Origin of the sequence: Archangium violaceum (genome assembly GCF_016859125.1) — a bacterium.
GTDB classification, from domain to species: Bacteria; Myxococcota; Myxococcia; order Myxococcales; family Myxococcaceae; genus Archangium; species Archangium violaceum_A.
Map to the genome: position 1 here is coordinate 5,116,648 of NZ_CP069338.1, position 17,109 is coordinate 5,133,756.

At 66.9% G+C, this 17,109-nt stretch carries 12 protein-coding genes and 3 pseudogenes; 5 read left to right on the forward strand and 10 right to left on the reverse strand.

All coding sequences use genetic code 11. The features are described 5' to 3' along the window. From JQX13_RS21970 to JQX13_RS21985, 4 genes and pseudogenes are all read right to left on the reverse strand, one after another. Positions 1 to 1,251 (reverse strand): Hsp70 family protein, encoded by a 1,251-nt coding sequence (locus JQX13_RS21970; protein ID WP_203410880.1) that lies wholly within the window; start codon positions 1,249 to 1,251, stop codon positions 1 to 3. Positions 1,252 to 1,311: 60 nt separating this feature from the next. Continuing rightward, positions 1,312 to 1,518, reverse strand: a pseudogene (locus JQX13_RS56420) (ATP-binding protein); the annotation flags it as partial. A gap of 413 nt (positions 1,519 to 1,931) precedes the next feature. Beyond that, a complete protein-coding gene (locus tag JQX13_RS21980; protein ID WP_203410882.1) occupies positions 1,932 to 2,480 on the reverse strand; it encodes an inorganic diphosphatase in 549 nt (182 codons plus the stop codon). After that, positions 2,477 to 2,953, reverse strand: coding sequence for a hypothetical protein (locus tag JQX13_RS21985; protein ID WP_203410883.1), 477 nt, complete (start codon positions 2,951 to 2,953; stop codon positions 2,477 to 2,479). The genes JQX13_RS21980 and JQX13_RS21985 overlap by 4 nt, the downstream gene beginning before the upstream one ends. 166 nt (positions 2,954 to 3,119) lie before the next feature. Here JQX13_RS21985 and JQX13_RS21990 point away from each other — a divergent pair, with 166 nt between their 5' ends. After that, positions 3,120 to 8,420, forward strand: coding sequence for a trifunctional serine/threonine-protein kinase/ATP-binding protein/sensor histidine kinase (locus JQX13_RS21990; protein WP_203410884.1), 5,301 nt, complete (start codon positions 3,120 to 3,122; stop codon positions 8,418 to 8,420). Positions 8,421 to 8,493: 73 nt separating this feature from the next. Here the strand turns inward: JQX13_RS21990 and JQX13_RS54350 are convergent. Further along, positions 8,494 to 8,637, reverse strand: a pseudogene (locus JQX13_RS54350) (AAA family ATPase); the annotation flags it as partial. 260 nt (positions 8,638 to 8,897) lie between these two features. Next, positions 8,898 to 9,338: pseudogene (locus JQX13_RS54355) on the reverse strand (hypothetical protein); the annotation flags it as partial. Between the two features lie 794 nt (positions 9,339 to 10,132). On the opposite strand from JQX13_RS54355, the gene JQX13_RS22000 reads away from it, so the two are divergent. The 4 genes from JQX13_RS22000 to JQX13_RS22015 all read left to right on the forward strand — a co-directional run bounded on the left by JQX13_RS22000 (position 10,133) and on the right by JQX13_RS22015 (position 12,736). After that, positions 10,133 to 10,675 carry a hypothetical protein gene (locus tag JQX13_RS22000; protein WP_203410885.1) on the forward strand — a complete coding sequence of 181 codons (543 nt, stop codon included), beginning with the start codon at positions 10,133 to 10,135 and terminating at the stop codon, positions 10,673 to 10,675. Positions 10,676 to 10,860: 185 nt separating this feature from the next. Next, complete coding sequence (locus JQX13_RS22005) at positions 10,861 to 11,694, forward strand: hypothetical protein (protein WP_203410886.1); 834 nt, start codon at positions 10,861 to 10,863, stop codon at positions 11,692 to 11,694. Positions 11,695 to 11,715: 21 nt separating this feature from the next. Next, positions 11,716 to 12,576 (forward strand): hypothetical protein, encoded by an 861-nt coding sequence (locus JQX13_RS22010; RefSeq protein ID WP_203410887.1) that lies wholly within the window; start codon positions 11,716 to 11,718, stop codon positions 12,574 to 12,576. 13 nt (positions 12,577 to 12,589) lie between these two features. Continuing rightward, a complete protein-coding gene (locus JQX13_RS22015) occupies positions 12,590 to 12,736 on the forward strand; it encodes a hypothetical protein (RefSeq protein ID WP_203410888.1) in 147 nt (48 codons plus the stop codon). A 138-nt stretch (positions 12,737 to 12,874) separates the two neighbouring features. Here the strand turns inward: JQX13_RS22015 and JQX13_RS22020 are convergent, their stop codons facing one another. The 4 genes from JQX13_RS22020 to JQX13_RS22035 form a co-directional block, all read right to left on the reverse strand. Next, on the reverse strand, positions 12,875 to 13,738 hold the full coding sequence (locus tag JQX13_RS22020; RefSeq protein WP_239015004.1) for an SDR family oxidoreductase: 864 nt from the start codon (positions 13,736 to 13,738) through the stop codon (positions 12,875 to 12,877). Positions 13,739 to 13,822: 84 nt separating this feature from the next. Further along, positions 13,823 to 14,377, reverse strand: a complete 555-nt coding sequence (gene dps / locus JQX13_RS22025; protein ID WP_203410889.1) for a DNA starvation/stationary phase protection protein Dps — start codon at positions 14,375 to 14,377, stop codon at positions 13,823 to 13,825. A gap of 700 nt (positions 14,378 to 15,077) precedes the next feature. After that, entirely contained in the window at positions 15,078 to 16,358 is a 1,281-nt protein-coding gene (locus JQX13_RS22030) for a hypothetical protein (protein WP_203410890.1), read from the reverse strand. Between the two features lie 3 nt (positions 16,359 to 16,361). Beyond that, on the reverse strand, positions 16,362 to 17,108 hold the full coding sequence (locus tag JQX13_RS22035; protein WP_203410891.1) for an SMI1/KNR4 family protein: 747 nt from the start codon (positions 17,106 to 17,108) through the stop codon (positions 16,362 to 16,364). Position 17,109: the final 1 nt, after the last annotated feature.

A 17,109-nucleotide genomic window follows, 5' to 3' on the forward strand; every position in this document is an offset into this window, starting at 1 on the left:
TCAGAGGGACGCCGCGGCCCGCCCGAGACCCTCGGCCACGGAGGTGAAGGCGTCCCGGGTGCGCACGCGCGCTTCGCCGAAGCGCTCGGTGTAGAGCCGGCGCACGGCGGGAATCTGCGACGAGCCGCCGGTGAGGAAGACGGCATCCACCTCACCGGCGCCCTCGCAGCGCTTCAGCAGCCCCTCCGTCACCTCGCGCAGCTCGGTGAGGAGCGACTCGGAGGCGGTCTCGAACTCGGCGCGGGTGATGGGCTCGTGCAGGTGGATGCGGGCCTCCTCGAAGTCGAGCGTGGCCTCCTCACTCGAGGAGAGCTGTACCTTGACGGCCTCGATGGCGCGGAAGAGCCGGTAGCCGAGGTTGTCCATGACGAGGTCGTACAGGGCCTCGGCCTCCGCGGGCTTGTCGCTGGACTCGAGCATCAGCTCCAGCAGCTCCTGGGTGGACTTCTCGCGGATGAAGGACATTTCGTGCCAGGAGAGCAGCTTGGACATGACGTGCTGGGGCACGGCCAGCCGCTTGTCGCTGAAGCCCCGCACCTTGTAGGTGGAGCCGGCGCCGAAGCGGGGCAGCAGTTTGTGGCGCATGATTTCCGCGTCGAAGCGGTCACCGCCGATGCGCACGCCGGTGGAGCCCACCACGTCCGCGCGCCGGTCCGGGTTGCCGCGGCGCGAGGGCCCCAGCCGCATCAACGTGAGGTCCGTGGTGCCGGCGCCGAAGTCGGCCACCAGGACGAGCTCGTCGCGGGTGAGCTGGGACTCGTAGGAGAGCGCGGCGGCGATGGGCTCGATGAGGAACTGGATGTGGGTGAAGCCGGCGATCTCCGCGGCGCGGCGCAGGCGCTGCTCGGCGAGCGCATCCGCCTCGGGGTCCGGGGCGAAGAGGGCGGGGCGGCCGAGCACCACGGACTCGGGGGCCGCGCCCATCTGGGAGGCGGCGGCGTCGCGCACGCGGCGCAGCAGCAGGGCGACGAGATCCTCGATGAGCCAGGTGCGGCCGCGAATCTGGGTGGCGCGGAAGGAGGCGCTGTGGAGGAAGGACTTCACCGACTGGATGAAGCGGCCGGAGTGGTCCTCGAGGTAGCGGGTGATGGCGGGGGCGCCAGTGTACACCTCGCGCTCATCCTCGGGGAAGAAGATGACGGAGCGGTAGAGGCGCGGGTCGCTGTAGCCGGGGGAGATGGGGAGCACCGTCCCGTCCGGGAGAGCGATGGCCGTATTGCTGGTTCCAAAGTCGAGTCCGCAAGCGCTCATGGGGGGCGCACCTCTACGCGCAAACGGCGTCCATGGGTAGTGCCGAGTAGGGGATACGTTTCATGGCCTGCCCGGTCCCTTGGTGGTGAGCGGAATCTCCAACGTTGCCGTGGCACCCAGGTACGGCCCCGCGCTCTCCAGCGACAGGTGGCCTCCCAGCATCTTCGCCGCCAGTGCGCTCGAGTGCAGCCCGAAGCCATGGCCCTCCTTGCGCGTGGTGAAGCCGTGCGCGAAGAGCCTCGCGCGGAGCTCGGGCTCGAAGCCGATGGTCTCCAGGCTGTAGCGCACCTTCCCGCGGGAGGTGGAGAAGTTGTGGCGCTCGACGACCTCGAGGGCGAGCTCCCCGAAGGCCTGGCCCTCACGGTACTTCTTGAACCGCTCCCCCAGCACCATGCCGTACCAGCCATGGCCATGCGCGGAGGCCTCGGTGTTTCCATGAAGCAGGGACAGGGTGACCATCCGGCACAGGTGGAGGATGAGCAGGTTCTGGCTGGTGAAGTACGCGGGCGTGAACAGGGCCGTCAGAACGCTCATCACCGTCTTCGTGTGCGGGTCGGTCTGGTCTGCTCGGGAGACATGATGAGGGATGTACCGACGCGGGGTGATGGTCGCGCTGTACTTCCGGTGAAGACCCCTCCAGCGCCCGAGGGAGGTGCTCGCTTGCTACGCCGAGGGGCGCGCTAACGACGGGTCTTCTCCTCATACGCGGCGGATGCCTCCTGGACCATCCGCTCGGCGGCTTCCGGCCCTTCCCAACCGAGGATGCGCACGTCCTTGTCCGCGAAGGCGACGGCGGCGGTGAAGAAGTGCTCCAGCTCCTCGCGCTCCCGGCGGGACAGATCCTTGAGGGAGCTCAGGTTGTCCGCGCGCGCCGCGATGACGGGTACGACGAGCAACCGATCATTGCGCTCCCGGCCGCCGCCGCGCTTCTTCTTTTGATCCACCTTCAGCACGCCGAGCGCGCGGCAGGGGAGCACCACGCCGGGATAGGTGGACTGATCCCAGTACACCAGCGCGTCGAGCGGGTCTCCATCCGGGGCCAGGGTGCTGGGGACGAAGCCCCAGTCGAAGGGGTAGCGCAACCCGTGCACCAGGGGCTTGGAGACGGTGAAGGCTCCGAGCGCAGGCTCGTACTTGAGCTTCACCGTGGCGCCCTGGGGCGACTCGACGACGACGTGGAAGGCGCCCCCCTTGCCACGCAGGGGCAGCCGGGTGAGGTCCGTGTTCATGGTGTCGAGGCCGTCAGGAGGGAACGCCGGGCGGCGCGCGCGGCGCCGAGGCCTCCCAGCGTGTACCAGGCCACGGTGAGGAGGGCGGTGCTGCGTCTGGCGCGGCTGGGGCGCGCGCCGAGCCCGAGGTAGGGAGGAAGCACCACGGCTCCGACGCCCGCGAGCACCCCGAGGAGGGCACCTCGCAGGTAGATGCGGCGCGGGCGACCCATGGCGACCAGCGCGTAGTAGAGGGTGTTGCTCACCAGGTCGCCGATGAGACTCTGCCGGTACAGCGCGCGGCCATGGGCCGGGCTCCGGCCGAGCCAACGGGAGAGCTTCTTCAGCGAGCGCATGCCGAGCACGTCCATGCGCGGCGGGTGTTTCAGCACGGCGCGCGCGCCCTGGTGGACGAGCGTGAGGGAGACGGCGCCCACGAAGCCGGGGCCGAGGGACTGGAAGAATCCGCGGGGCTGGGAAACGAGTTCACTCATGGTGCCCTCAAGCTAGGCACCGGGAGCGCCGTATTCCGGGTTTGGGATGGATGCTCGTCTGGTGGGGGCGCGAGGAGGCTGTATTCACCCCTGGGTTTGTGGCGAATATACCCGCCCCCCTCTCCCCCGAACTTCCCCCCAGGGACCCGCGTTGTTCCATCACAGCATGTTGCACCTTCCCGGCTACACACTTCGCGGGGCCATCAAGGCCACCGGCACCAATCTGATCTTCCACGCGGTCCGCGATGCCGATGGCCGCCCCCTCATCCTCAAGACGCCCGTGGCGTCCTCCCTGGGCCCACGAGAGCTCGAGCGCTACCACCGGGAGCACGACATTCTTCAGCGGCTCCAGGACGTGCGCGGCGTCACCCGCGTGCATGCCCTCGAACGGCTCCATGAGCGCCCGATGCTCCTGTTGGAGGAGGTGGAGGGCGAGCCCCTGTCCGAGCTCACCGGCCGCCCCTTCGAGGTGCTCCGCGCGCTGGAGCTGACGCTCTCCCTGGCGTCCACCCTGGCCGAGCTCCACCGCCGCGGCGTCATCCACAAGGACCTCAAGCCCTCCAACGTCATCGTCACCCCGTCGGGCGAGACACGGCTCATCGACTTCGGCACCGCCACCGTGCAACTCGTCGAGCACGTGGATGCCGCCCCCGCGGCGCTCATCGAAGGCACCCTGGCCTACATGTCCCCCGAGCAGACCGGGCGCATGAACCGCGCGGTGGACTACCGCACCGACCTCTATTCGCTGGGTGTCACCCTCTACGAGCTCCTGACCGGAGATCGGCCCTTCCAGGGACGCGACGCGCTCGAGTGGTTCCATGCCCATATGGCGCAGGCGCCCCAGCCACCGCTGGAGCGTGTTCCGGGCCTGCCTCCCGTGCTGTCCGCCATCGTGATGAAGCTGCTGGCCAAGGTCGCCGAGGAGCGCTACCAGAGCGCCGACGGGCTCAAGGCCGACCTCGAGCGGTGCCGGGACGACCTGCTCCGGGGCGTGCACGAGGACTTTCCCCTCGGAGTGCATGACTACTCCGCGCGCTTCCAACTTCCCCAGCGCCTCTATGGGCGGGACTCCGAGGCCGCGGCGCTGCGCCAGGGTTTCGAGCGCGTGGCTCAGGTTGGACGGCCCGAGCTGTTCCTGGTCCGGGGTTACTCCGGCATCGGCAAGTCCGCCGTGGTGCACGAGCTGCACAAGCCGGTGGTGCGCCAGCGTGGCTTCTTCCTCAGCGGCAAGTTCGACCAGTTCCAGCGGGACATCCCCTACTACACCCTGGCCCAGGCCATCCGCGGCCTGACGCAACAACTGCTCGCGAGCACCGACGAGGAGCTGGCCCGTTGGTGTGCGCACGTGAACGAGGCCTGGGAGGGACAGGGCCAGGTCCTCGTGGACGTGGTGCCGCAGCTCGCGCTCGTCGCCGGCAAACAGCCCCAGGTCCAGGAGCTGCCGCCCTCGGAATCCCAGCACCGCTTCAATCGCGTCTTCCGCAAGTTCCTCGGCGTCTTCGCCAGCCCCGAGCACCCCCTCGTCGTCTTCCTGGATGACCTCCAGTGGGCCGACCTCGCCAGTCTCCAGCTCCTCCACCACCTGCTCACCCACCCGGAGACGCCTCCGGTCCTGCTCATCGCGGCCTACCGCGACAACGAGGTCGATCCCGCCCACCCGGTGGCGCTGGCGTTGGAGGGCCTGCGCAAGGCCGGTGCCCGGATGACCGACCTCCAGCTGAAGGCGCTGGGCCTCGAGGAGGTGCGTCAGCTCGTCGCCGATGCGCTCCCGGGCGCGGACGCCGCGGTCCTCGAGCCGCTCTCGGCCCTGGCGCTCGAGAAGACCGGAGGCAACCCCTTCTTCCTGCTGCAGTTCCTGCTGACGCTCAACCAGGACGGGCTCCTGGTCCGCACGCCCGAGGGCCCCTGGCGCTGGGACGCCGAGGCCACCCGTGCCAGGGGCTACTCTGACAACGTCGTCGACTTCATGGCCGGCAAGCTGCGCCAGCTTCCCCTGGGGACCCAGCACCTGCTGCGGCTCGCGGCCTGCGTGGGCAATGCCTTTCCGCTCCAGTTGCTCGGCCTCATCTCCGACACCAGGGAGTCCTCCGAGGTGGAGCGGGGCCTGGAGCCCGCGCTCCTGGAGGGCATGCTGGTGCGGGCCGGTCCGGAGCAGTACCGCTTCCTCCACGACCGCATCCAGCAGGCGGCCCATGCCCTCATCCCCGAAGCGGAGCGCAAGGCCGTCCACCTGCGCATCGGCCGGCTGCTGCTGGCGAGCCTGTCTTCGGAAGCGGTGCAGGAGAAGCTCTTCGACGTCGTGAGCCAGTTCAACGCCGGGGCGGAGTTGCTCGACGACCCCGAGGAGCGGCTCCGGGTGGCTCGCCTGAACGCCAAGGCCGGACGGAAGGCCAAGGCCTCCACCGCGTTCGGCTCGGCCATCGCCTATCTCACCACGGCCTTCCAGCTCCTCCCGGGAGACCCGTGGGAGACCGACGCCGGGCTGGCCTTCAGGATTCAGCTCGACCGGGCCACCTGCGAATTCATGAGCGGCAACGCCGCCGAGGCGCGCCGCCTGGTGGAGGAGCTCCGGCCCCGGGCCCGCACCTGCTCGGACACGGCGGCCGTCTACCGCTTGAAGGGCAACCTCCACATCGCCGCCAGTGAGATTTCCGCGGCCATCGCCTGCCTCCTGGAATGTCTTGCCCAGATGGGCATGCCCATCTCCCCGAGCCCCTCATGGGAGGAGGTCGTGGCCGCCAACGAGGAGGTGGGGAAGCTCCTGGGAGAGCGCCCCATCGCGAGCCTCGTCGACCTGCCTCGTATGGAGGACCCGGACACGGAGGCGGTGATGAGCGTGCTGGGCGCCCTGTTCGTGCCGGCGCTCCTGACCGACCCGAACCTGCTCATCCTCAACCTGTGCCGGATGGTCTCCTTGAGCATCCGCCACGGAAATAGCGGCTCGGCCGCACAGGGGTATGGCTGGTACGGCGTGGTGCAGGGCTCCACCTTCAATCGCTACCAGGAGGCCCATGCCTTCGGCCAGCTCGCGTGGGCCATCGTCGAGCGCTACGACCTCTCCGCCTTCCGGGGAAAGATTCTCTACATCCAGGAGACCATCAACAACTGGACCGAACCCCTGTCCAACTCGCTGGAGGCCAACCGCAGGGCCTTCCATCTCGCGCTCCAGGGCAGTGATCTCCAGATCGCGAGCTACTGCGCCAATCACCTCGTCACGCTCCGGCTCATGCTGGGGCACGACCTGGAGGAGGTCTACCAGGAGTCGGTCGTCCGCCTCGCCTTCATGCGCAAGGCGAGCTTCCCGGACATGCAGTACATCCTGCACCACCAACAGCTCTACGTGCAGCAGCTGCGCGGCCTCTCCCCCTCGTTCGGCTCACTCACGGGAGAGGACTTCGACGAGGCGTCGTTCGAGGCCGGGCTGAGCCCCGCCCGCCTGAGCAACATGCGGTACTGGTACTGGACCCTCAAGATGCAGGCGCGCTTCCTGCGTGGTGCCCATGCCGAGGCGCGCGAGGCGGGAGCCCGGGCCGCGGAGCTGAGGTGGTCCTCGCTCGGGCAGGTCCGGCGCCTGGACTTCCACCTCTTCCACGCCCTGACCCTGGCCGCCTGCTACGGCGACATGTCACCCGAGGAGCAACCCCGGACCCTGGAGGTCCTGCGCGAGCACCAGCAACTGCTCGCCGAGTGGGCCAACCTCCAGCCCGCGACCTTCCGTGCCCCCGAGCGGATGGTGTCCGCGGAGCTGGCCCGCATCCTGGACCGTGAGGGCGAGGCCCTCCGTGCCTACGAGGAGGCACATCAGTCGGCCCGGGAGCACGGCCTCATCCAGCACGTGGCCCTGGCCTGTGAGCTCGCCGCCCGCTTCTGGTACGAGCGGAAGGTGCCGACGCTCGCGGACACCTACGCGCGCAAGGCCCGGGAGGCGTACCTGCGCTGGGGCGCCAGGGGCAAGGTCGCGCACCTGGACTCCCAGTGGCCCCACCTGGCCTGCTCCGCCGGCTCCGAGGGGACCACCACCGAGACGGACTCCACCCAGATCGACGCGCTCACGGTGGTGAAGGCCCAGCAGGCCATCTCGGGTGAAATCGTCCTCGAGCGGCTGGCGGCCACGCTGCTGCGCGCCGCCCTGGAGAACGCCGGGGCCCAGCGTGGCGCCCTGTTGTTGCCTCGCGGCGACAAGCTCTCGGTGGTCGCCACCGCGGGCACTTCGCCGGAGGACTCCGCCTCCAGCGCGGACGGAGTCCAGCTGCCCTGGACCCTCATTGCCTACGTCAGGCGCACGTGCGAGCACCTGCTCATCGGTGACGTCTCCCAACCCCATCCCTTCTCGTCCGATGAGTACCTCGAGGACGGCCGCGCCCGCTCCGTGCTCTGTCTGCCCCTGCTGCGCCAGGAGGGGTTCCGCGGCGTGCTGTACCTGGAGAACGGACTGGCCACCAACGCCTTCACTCCCGCCCGCATCGCCCTGCTCGGGCACCTCGCCAGCCAGGCCGCCATCTCCATCGAGAACGCCCAGCTCTACGCCGAGGTCCAGCGCGCGGAGAGTGCCCTGCGCAGTGCCAATGACGAGCTCGAGCGGCGCGTGGAGGAGCGCACGCAGGAGCTCAAGAAGACCCAGGCCCGCCTGGTGGACTCCGCGCGCGGAGCGGGGATGGCCGAGGTGGCCGTCAACGTGCTCCACAACGTCGGCAACGTCCTCACCAGTGCCGTCATCAACCTCCAGTCCATGCTCGAGCTGGTGAACACCTCGCGCGTGGGCCGGCTCAAGCAGGTCACCTCCCTGTTCGAGGAGCACCGGGGAGATCTGGCGGACTTCTTCACCCGGGATCCGCGTGGCGCCCAGCTTCCGGCCTATCTCTCCGCGCTCGGAGACGAGCTGCTCCGCGAGCAGAAGACGCTCCAGGAGAGCATGGGCGCCATGGGCAAGCACATCGAGCACATCCGCGCCATCGTCCAGGTCCAGCAGACCTATGCGCGCAACACGCTCGTCATCGAGGAGTGCGATCTCTCCCTCCTCGTCGAGGATGCCCTGAGCATCCAGCTGCCCTCCCTCCACCGCCACGGCATCACCGTCACCCGGGAGCTGTCCTCGGTGCCCAGGCTGCGGCTCGACAAGCACAAGGTGGTGCAGATCCTCGTCAACCTCATCAGCAACGCCAAGAACGCCATGCAGGCCCTTCCCAACAGGCGGCCGCACCTGCACGTCCGGCTCGTGGCCGAGGGCAACACGGCCCTCATCCAGGTGGTGGACAACGGCATGGGCATCGTGCCGGAGATCCGCGAGCGGCTCTTCTCCCAGGGCTTCACCACCCGGGAGAACGGGCACGGTCTGGGGCTGCACTCCAGCGCACTGGCGGCGAAGATGTTGGGGGGGCGGATCCTCCTGGCGAGCGAAGGGCCGGGCAAGGGCGCCACGGCCACCCTCGAGCTGCCGCTCGCGCCGGGTGGCTCGAGCAAGCCATGAGCTGGAGCATCAGCTCGCGCGCTTCGGCAGTGTCACCATCCTGGATGGCCTGGAAGAGGGATTCGTAGGGGATGTTCCGCCTGAGCTGATCGAACTTACCGGAGATGAAGTATCCGCGGCGTTCGACGAGCGGCCTGTGCACCTCGTGGGCGAGCGCACTCTTCCCAATGCCCGAGTAGCCGGCCACGAGGACGAGCTCCGCCCAGCCTTCGGACACACGATCGAAGATCGCGAGGAGTTGCTCACTCTCACGCTGGCGCCCGTAGAGTTTCCGCGGGAGCTGCAAGCGCTCGGAGACATCTCCGCGTCCGAGTCCGAAGGACGAGATGGAGCCCGTCGCACGTAACTCCTCGCGACATCGCCGGAGGTCTCCAACGAGAGCCCAGGCGCTCTGGTAGCGGTCCTCCGCCCTGACACGTAGGGGAGAGACCCTTCGAGTCCCCTCGGGCCGAAGACAGCTGGAGTCTCGTGCGACAGCTCTGTCGCGATACCGAAGTCGATGAGCTTGAGCTCATCGGTGCTCGGGTTCCAGATGATGTTGGAGGGGTTGATGTCCTTGTGGATGACGTGGCGCCGGTGGACACGCTCAGGATCTCCGCGAGCCGAAGTGCCGGCTCCAGGAACCGCGGGAGCTCCACTGGGCGGCCCTTCAGGAGGCGGGCCAGGGACTCCGCGCCGAAGTCCTCGAGAATGATCGCCACGCTCGTGCCGAACCGCTCCAGGGCGAGCACCTCGATGATGCCCTCCATCGCGAGCTCTCGTGTCAGCCGGTACTCGCGGTGAAGCCTGGCAACCTGCTCGGTGCTGGGGAACTCCGCGTTCAGGACCTTGAGGATCACGGGCCGCGCGTCGGCGGTTCGGGTCGCCCGGTAGATGAGGGATTTGGTGCTGGTGAAGAGCGTCTCCCTGACTGTTCACCTGGTGGGATGCCGCCTCTCAAAGAGAGATGGCCAGGTTGTCTATGCTCGAGTTTCGCAGTCTCGGGGGATGGAGAGCGCGTCAGCAGGACATGAGAGGGCATGTGGCCCTCATGAGCATGTAAGTAGAAACCGAGGAGCCGGGCGAATGAGCCGTCACAGCGCCGTCACGCCCCTTGCGGAAGAAGGCGTGCGCCCAGGCCGGTGCAACAACGACAACGCGTATTCACGAAGACAGGGGGTACAACACCATGAAGAAGATTCAATGGATGGGAGCCCTGGAGTTGCCGTTGGCGGCGTAGGAGCTGGCGGTGGGCCGCGGCGACCCTGGCCAGCCAGACCCATGAGCGCCGGATTGCCCCTTGCATCTCTTGCTGGACAAGGCCGGCTGCACACCGCGACGTCCGTTCCCTGCAACTCGTCGCACGCCTTGAGATTTATCTGCTGGGCTTGCCCAAGCAGGGATCGGAACTCAAGGCGGGGGCCCTCGCCCGCCGCTTCCGGCTCCGTTTTTAAAAATTTACTACAGTCCTGGTGCTTCTGTGTCATAAGCGCCTGGCTTCCGCTTGGGATCGCCTTACTTCATCGGCGCTGCCAGCGCGACTTTTCGGGGGGGACCGAACTCTATGACACAGAAGTACCAGGTCATTGCCACGAAACGTGGCTGGCCGATTGCGCAGCCATTGCTGCTCTCTGGAGGGGGGAATGTGATCAACACCAACCGCACGCACTTTTAATACGCGCACTGTCCATCCATATCATTTCATCACGCATCATCATCACAAGTCGGGCCGCATGTTCGAGGCGAAGGTTCGCGTGGACTTCAGCCGTCTGTATCTGAACTACCAGGAGGTCTCGCGCGGCGGCATTCTCTGGGGCAGCGACCGTCGGTACTTCTTCGAGCGCGAGGTGCTGTGCACGCACAAGCCGGCGGATCGCAAGAACGAGTGCGGCGTCTTCATTGAGTACACGGATCTCGTGACGGGCAGGCGCGTCGCCACCCCGACGCTCGACCCGAACAACCTCGAGGAGCAGAAGATGGTCCTGCAGGCGGCCGAGCGCCTGTACCAGCAACTCAACGACGAGCTGTTCAGCGGGGTCTCGCAGCCGGCGCCCTGGTTGGGCGCGCCCCCGCGGCCGCTCTTCGGGAGCCGCGTGCGCGCGCAGTCGTTCACCAGCTACCAGCAGATCGTGAGGGAGTACGTGTTCCAAAGCCCGCAGTCGATCAACGTCGGAACGACTGAGCTGCCGGCTGTGGTCTCCTGCGTCCGCCGGAACGTGGACGGACTGATCGAACGAGACATGCGTTACCCGTGCAATACGTACTGGGAGGGCTGATGCCCGGGGTGTGACGTCTGTCTGTGCCTTATGCTTCTGGGGTCCAGGTTGTCTGTTCTTCAGTGCATTGTCTGTCCTGAAGGACATGTCTTGTTCTTATGTACCAGGAGGCGACAGCAGCGACCTGGGCCTCTCCGTTGATTGTGCTAAACGCTTTGAACCCTTACGAAGGAAGAAGGTGCAGGATGAGGTCGAGATTCGTACTGCTATCGGTGTTGGCAGCTATCGCCCTGGCCCCCGCCGCATGGGCGCAGACCGAGGTGAGTGCGACCACGCTGGTCGAGACGACCGACGCGGTGTTCTTCAGCAAGCAGGAGCAGCCGAGTGCGGTGTATTACTTCGCCAAGACGCAGACGGTGCTTGAGGAATTCTCGGTGCCGGGCGGCGCGTACCGCCGCTTCCGCGTGCAGGAAAAGCTGAGGACGCTGAAGCTCCCCTTGGACCTCGGCACGCTCCACCCGAGCTGGGCGGGTCGCACCGCGCTCCCGTTCACCCTCACCCCGAGCCAGTCGTGTACGCTGAATACCAAGCCCGAGATGCTCCTCGTGGCCCGGCAGGCCGACATGAAGGACCGCGCGATCGCGGGCAACACGCTGGTCGCGCTGTGCCAGTTCTCGTTCAACCTCCGCAACGACATCGGCGACGCCTACGTCGAGCAGCTCCAGGAGGACGCCGCCGCGGGCAATCTACTCAACGCGCCGTTGCCGCTCACCGTCATCGTGTCGGGCACCCTCCGGTGGTCCGACCTGCACGCTGAGATCGAGAGAGGCGCGCAGGAGCTCGCTGAGAATCCGATGTCGCGGGATGACGCGCTCGTGCTCATCGGCTGGGCGCTGAGCCGTACGCCCAGCGGTGCGGCTAGCTACCTGCAACTGTCGGAGACCGCGAGGGACCAGTTCGTTGAGACCGCGTTGGCGAAGCTGTTCTCGAAGCCGACCTTCGACACGTATGTGCTGGCCGAGGTGGCGCAGGACGGTGAGTTCCCCGGCTGGATCGTCACGCGCACCATCGAGCTCTAAAGCCTCTGCCGGGGAGACCCCATGAAAGACAACCGTATGAACAAGCGGACGGGAGCGCCTGCAGCCCACCGGTTCGGCCCCGGCCGGGGTCGCAGACGATGGATCGCGGGAGGGCTCCTGGTGGGCGTCGCGGTGCTCCTCTACGGGGCGACGCGATGGCGTCGAGCCCCGGACGTCGAGAGCACGCCGTCGTCGCCGCAGGCCATCCTCGAGGCGGCGGCTGAGAATCGCTTCGCGTCCGTCACCCCGCGCATCCCGAGCCGCGACGGGAAGATGCGCCCCGTCACGGACGAGAGGCAGGTAAAGGCGCTGAAGGTGATGCACCTCAAGGAGGTGCTGGCCAAGGAGGAGCTTGCGCAAGACCCGGAGTTCGAGCTCCGTGCCGAGGAGCGCCTGCGCGAGCAGCGCCCCGCGGCCGTGAAGATCGAGTGGCAGACGCCAGCCGGAAACGAGTGGATCGAGACCATCGTCGCGGATACGGTCGGCTGCGGCCTTGCCGATCTCACGGAGCCCAAGAGCTTCACGCTCGAGCAGTTCCAGAAGCTGTCATGTTTGTACTACGAGAACGAGGAACTCTGGAAGGGCGTCGCCACCTCGGTGACGGTCTCGCAGACGCCAATCGAGGAGTACAGACCCGAGTGGGAGCAGCTCAAGAGCGAGCAGATGCGAAACATGGCAGCCATCTCGTTCATCGAGCGTAGTCAACGGCAGCGGAAGGCACAGGAGTGTGGACATGAAGCGCTTTCCCGCGATGTGGCTGATCTTCGTTGTTGTCTGCGCATGTACCGATCCAGGACCGACCCCCATCGATGCAGGGCCGACCCCCACAGAGTGCGGCCCGGACGAGCTCCCACCTGTCGAAGCGAGCAGCGCGTTGTGTGAGGGGACGACCGTCGTGCTCCCGGCGCTGGCGCAGTGCACGCCGGCCTCCACGCGCGTCGTGGACGTCGTGGTCGCGAACGCGGCCTTCTTCTCGACGCTGACGGCGGAGGCCGCCACTCGCCTGTACAGTGACTGCATCCAGGCGCAGAGCAAGCCTTGACGTGATGGTCAGCGCGCCCGAGCACTGCGGGCGCGGTGTCCTTCTCGGGGCACGAGGGCTACTGCGCCCACCAGCGCATCCGCTCGCTCCTTCAGGTCGCCCGAAACTGCGAAACTCGAACTGAGCCGGTGTGCTTGATCAGCTTCCTACCCCCGTCAACTCGGAGCTCTTCTGCCAGAGCGTCTCCGCGGCCTCGTCGTTCTGCGCGGCCCTGGATTCCTTCGCCACCTTGCTCTTGATGAAGTACCTGCCGTTGATGCCCTCCACCTCGGGCGAGGAGGCCAGGTACACGGAGGTGCGGGCGCCGCCCTCGGCCGACAGCATGAAGGGCGCGGCCAGCTTCACCAGGTGCTTGAGGATGCCTTCGGAGTTGAGGCCGAAGCCGGAGCGTACGACGCCCGGGTGCAGGCTGTTGGTGGTCACCTTCGTGCCCTCCAGCCGCCGCTTCAGACCCCGCGTGAAGAGGATGTTGGCGAGCTTCGAATTGCCGTAGACCCGCGTGCCGCTGTAGCCGCCACGCTCGGCCTGCAGGTCCTCGAGGAAGTCGAGCGAGCCCATGCGGTGGGCCTCGGAGGAGACGTTCACCACGCGGGCGGCGCCGCTGGACTGGAGCAGGCCCAGGAGCAGGTTCGTCAGTAGGAAGTGCGCGAGGTGGTTGGTGGCGAAGGTGGCCTCGAAGCCATCCGCCGTCACCTTGCGGCGGTCGATGATGAGGCCCGCGTTGTTGAGCAGTACGTCCAGGCGCGAGTACTTGCGCTGGAATTCCTCCGCGAGCTTGCGCACGGAGTCCAGCGAGGTGAGATCCGCGAGCATCAGGTCCAGCTTCGCGTCGGGGACGGTGCGGCGCACCTCCGCGAGCGCGGCCTCGCCGCGGCCCTTGTCACGTCCGGATAGCACCACCGTGGCTCCCTGGCTCGCGAGCGCTCGAGCCGACTCCAGCCCGATGCCCGAGGTCGCTCCGGTGATGAGACAGACCTTCCCTTGCATGTTTCCCGGCGTCATCCGATGTGGCCCTCCAGAAAGGAGGGCCCTCTATAATCCGCCGGGTGGCCCGCGCGCATGCTGGCGAGCGGGCCGTGAAGCGGGTCAGGCGGTGGGGGAGGGGCGATCCTCGCGGATGATGGGGGGCGCGACCTCCTCGCGTCCGGTGGCGGCCGAGCCGTACAGGTGGCTCTCCAGGAACCACAGGTCCTGCTCCACCTCGGCGAGGATCCGGGTGAGGAGATCCGAGGTGACCGGGTCGTCCACCTCGTCGCAGCGAGTGATGCCCGCGCGGATGCCGGAGGCGTAGGTGGAGACGCGGTCCACGAGCGCACGGACGTGGTCGTCGCCGTTCACCGCGTTCAGGTCGTACTCCTCGATCTCGCTGTTCTTGGCGGCCAGGCGGATGGTGCCCTCGGCGTAGCCGCCCAGGTTGCCGGCGCGCTCGGCGAAGTCATCGGCGTGCTTGCGCACGTGGTCGGCGATGTCATCGAAGAGCTCGTGCCGGCTGATGAAGTCGCGGCCACGGATGTTCCAGTGGGCCTGCTTCACCTGCCAGTGCAGGTCGATCGCGGTGGCCAGACAGGTGTTGAGCAGCTCGACGAGCTCCTCGCGGATCTCGCGTGGCAGGTTGATGTGGCTGGGGAACTTCGTGGTCATACGTCCCTCGTCATGGTTCCGCACGGCAGGGCCGTGGGCAGTCTCGTCGTAGACGGTGGGGACGGAGGAGGCTCTCGCCAACCCGGGGCCGGCGCGCCCGAAGGACAGGCGGGCCCAGTCAGGTCAGGGGCCGGCCAGTCAAGCCCTTCTCTCTCTGTATCCTCCTGCCTTCCATGGGTGTCGTCAGGGCAGGAGGAACTCATGGGGAGGATGTCCATGGTGCGAGCCCTGCTGTTGGGGCTGTTCATGCTGCTGCAGGCCTGTGCGGCGGGGGGCGATGGCCTCCGGAGGGCTGTTGCCCTCCACGGCCTGGGTGCCGGAGGGCACCCAGGGGGTGCTGTTCCTCCGCGAGCAGCGCAGGGGGGAGTCGGAGTTGTCCGAGGCCCGGAGCGCGGAGGCCGTGTGCTCCCTGGCGCATGTGTGGGGACTTGTCCGAGCGGTGGACGAGGTGGGGGCGAGGGTGGAACTGCGCGCCTGCCCCGATTTTGCCTCTCCTTCAGCTTGTGTGAACCCGGGGCGCATGAGGATGGCTGCACGACAGAGGCTTGGCCTGTTCGCCGCTGCGGAATCACATGAAGTGCGTGCGGGAGAGCCACAAAATCGGGGCAGGCTCAGCGGGGGGCCACCATGTGGAGAGGCCGGGGCTCACCGCCCACTTGGCGTGCAGGACCATTCATGCAGCCGTAACCCGGCCCTGACATCATGGCCAGCTTCGCATTCCCCATTCCTGCCGCCAGCGGGCAAGGGCTTGATGCTGGCGGCGCACAGGCCAATCAGGCTCGAAGCCGATAGGATGTTGGATGCGCACCTCCAACTCCAAGGCGGCTTGAGCCCTGCAAGTATAGGGACTTCGTGGATTCGAGAGTTCCTCGATGCAGACGATGGGCGCGTGCGGTTGGCCTCGTCGGAATCGCTTGCTGCCGACGAATCTCTCACGATGGGTCTGCCACCATCGCCGCCATTCCGATGCGTTCGTGCTTGGCTCCTCCAACTCCTGCTCTGGAGGCTCGTCATCGTTCATAGGCTCCGTCAGCACACGCCTCTGGGTGAGGTCTGCGCCTGTGAGCAGAGTGAGCGCGGAGGCCGCAGCCCCGCGTGTCGCAGGCGCCTTGGCCGACAGGTACTCGAGGAGGAGTGGTACCGCTGTGGGTACGCCCTGGATTCCGAGTGACTCGAGCGCCGTGGGGTTCTCTCCGGAGTCACACAGCCTGCGTAGAAGCTGGAAGTCCTCAGGTGCTCCCGCGAATGCGAGGAGACGCGGGTGGAATGAAAAGGCCATGCTACCGGACCGGCAGGCATCACGGCAGACGTGCAGGGCAACCTGGGAGCCAAGCAGGAGCGCGCCGCGCCAGAGTGTCTCCTCCTGCCGCATCGGGTCCTGCTGGAGCTTTCTTTCGATGAGGGGGAGTGCTTGCCGCTGGCCGAGCTTGCCAAGGGCCAGAGCAGCGGCGCCCGCGACCTGCGGCTCATCCTCCAGTAATTCGCGGAGGCGGGCACCCTCTCCTTCTCGCCGCCACCCCAGCAGGTTCGCGGCACAGGCCCTTAGCCACGGACGCGGCGAGCCGAGCAGTGCGGTCAGTTGCTCCACCCACCCAGGACGCTCCACCAGAAGCAGGGCTTTCTCCCAGAGCGGGGCCGACTCCGCGGGCGCTGCCTCCATTGCATGGACGAGCCCTGGCCAGCCCTCCTCCTCCGGCGACAGGCTGGCCAATGTGAGGGCCGCCGCCATCCTCTCACCGTCATCCCCATCGGAGAGCAAGGGGTGCGCGCACGCCACCGCGATGTCACTGCTGGTTCGCAAGGCCTCCAGGTGCGTGGCGAGTCGCTCCTCCACCCCTGCTGCCTCCATCCAGCGCGGCTCCGGGCCCTGTAACCGCCTCTGTCGCTGTTGGAGGAGGAATTCCACCTCTGACAGGTGCAGTTCCTGGAAATCTCGCAAGAATGTCTGCGCCTCGGGATGGTTCAGAAGCAGGAGACTCATGATTCAATTCCGTGCTGCTCTGTCGGAGAGGATCTCTCGAATGCGCAGGATCTCATGCTCATCCTTGCCCGTGAGCGTGGCGGCGACCCTTCCAATTGCACCTCCCTTCGCGTAGATGGCTGCGTCGTGTCGGTCGAGCATCAGGGCCGTCGGTGTTGAGTAGGGGAGTTTCTGGAAGCCTAGGTGGAGGGCTGCCTGCTCGAAATCAGCCAGGGCACCCAGAGGGTTGTCGCTTTTCTTCTCGAGTCGGGGATAGGTGAGGATTGCGATCTCCTGGTGGTGAAATCGGCCCAGACACTTGCAGAGGAACGCCAGTTTGAGGAAGAGGGCCTTCAGGCTGGGTGCTTGTTCATGCACATGGCGTTCGTCCAGTTCGTGCGCTTCGAGCGTGCTGTCGAACGAGACGACGCGGCAATCCCCATCGTCGTTCAGCGTGTCGAGATCCAGGAAGTAGTGATAATAGGGGTCCTGTTTGTGCTCGGCGATCATGAGGAATCGCGAGGGCCAATCGTACGCACTCCCCTCTTCTTCGAGGAACCTGAGCAGGTTGTTGATTTCGAATTCGACGGCGGCGATGCCAATGCCTCCCATATCCCTGCCCATGTGCGACAGAAGCTCCCGGTAGACATCCGGAAGCTTGCGCTCGGAGAGTTGCTCCAGCCGAGCAATCTCTTCAGGGGAAGCCCCTTGAATCCTTCCGGTGAACGCGGGGTCGCACCTGCTGGCGAGTCCGATGAGTTCTTTCATCATG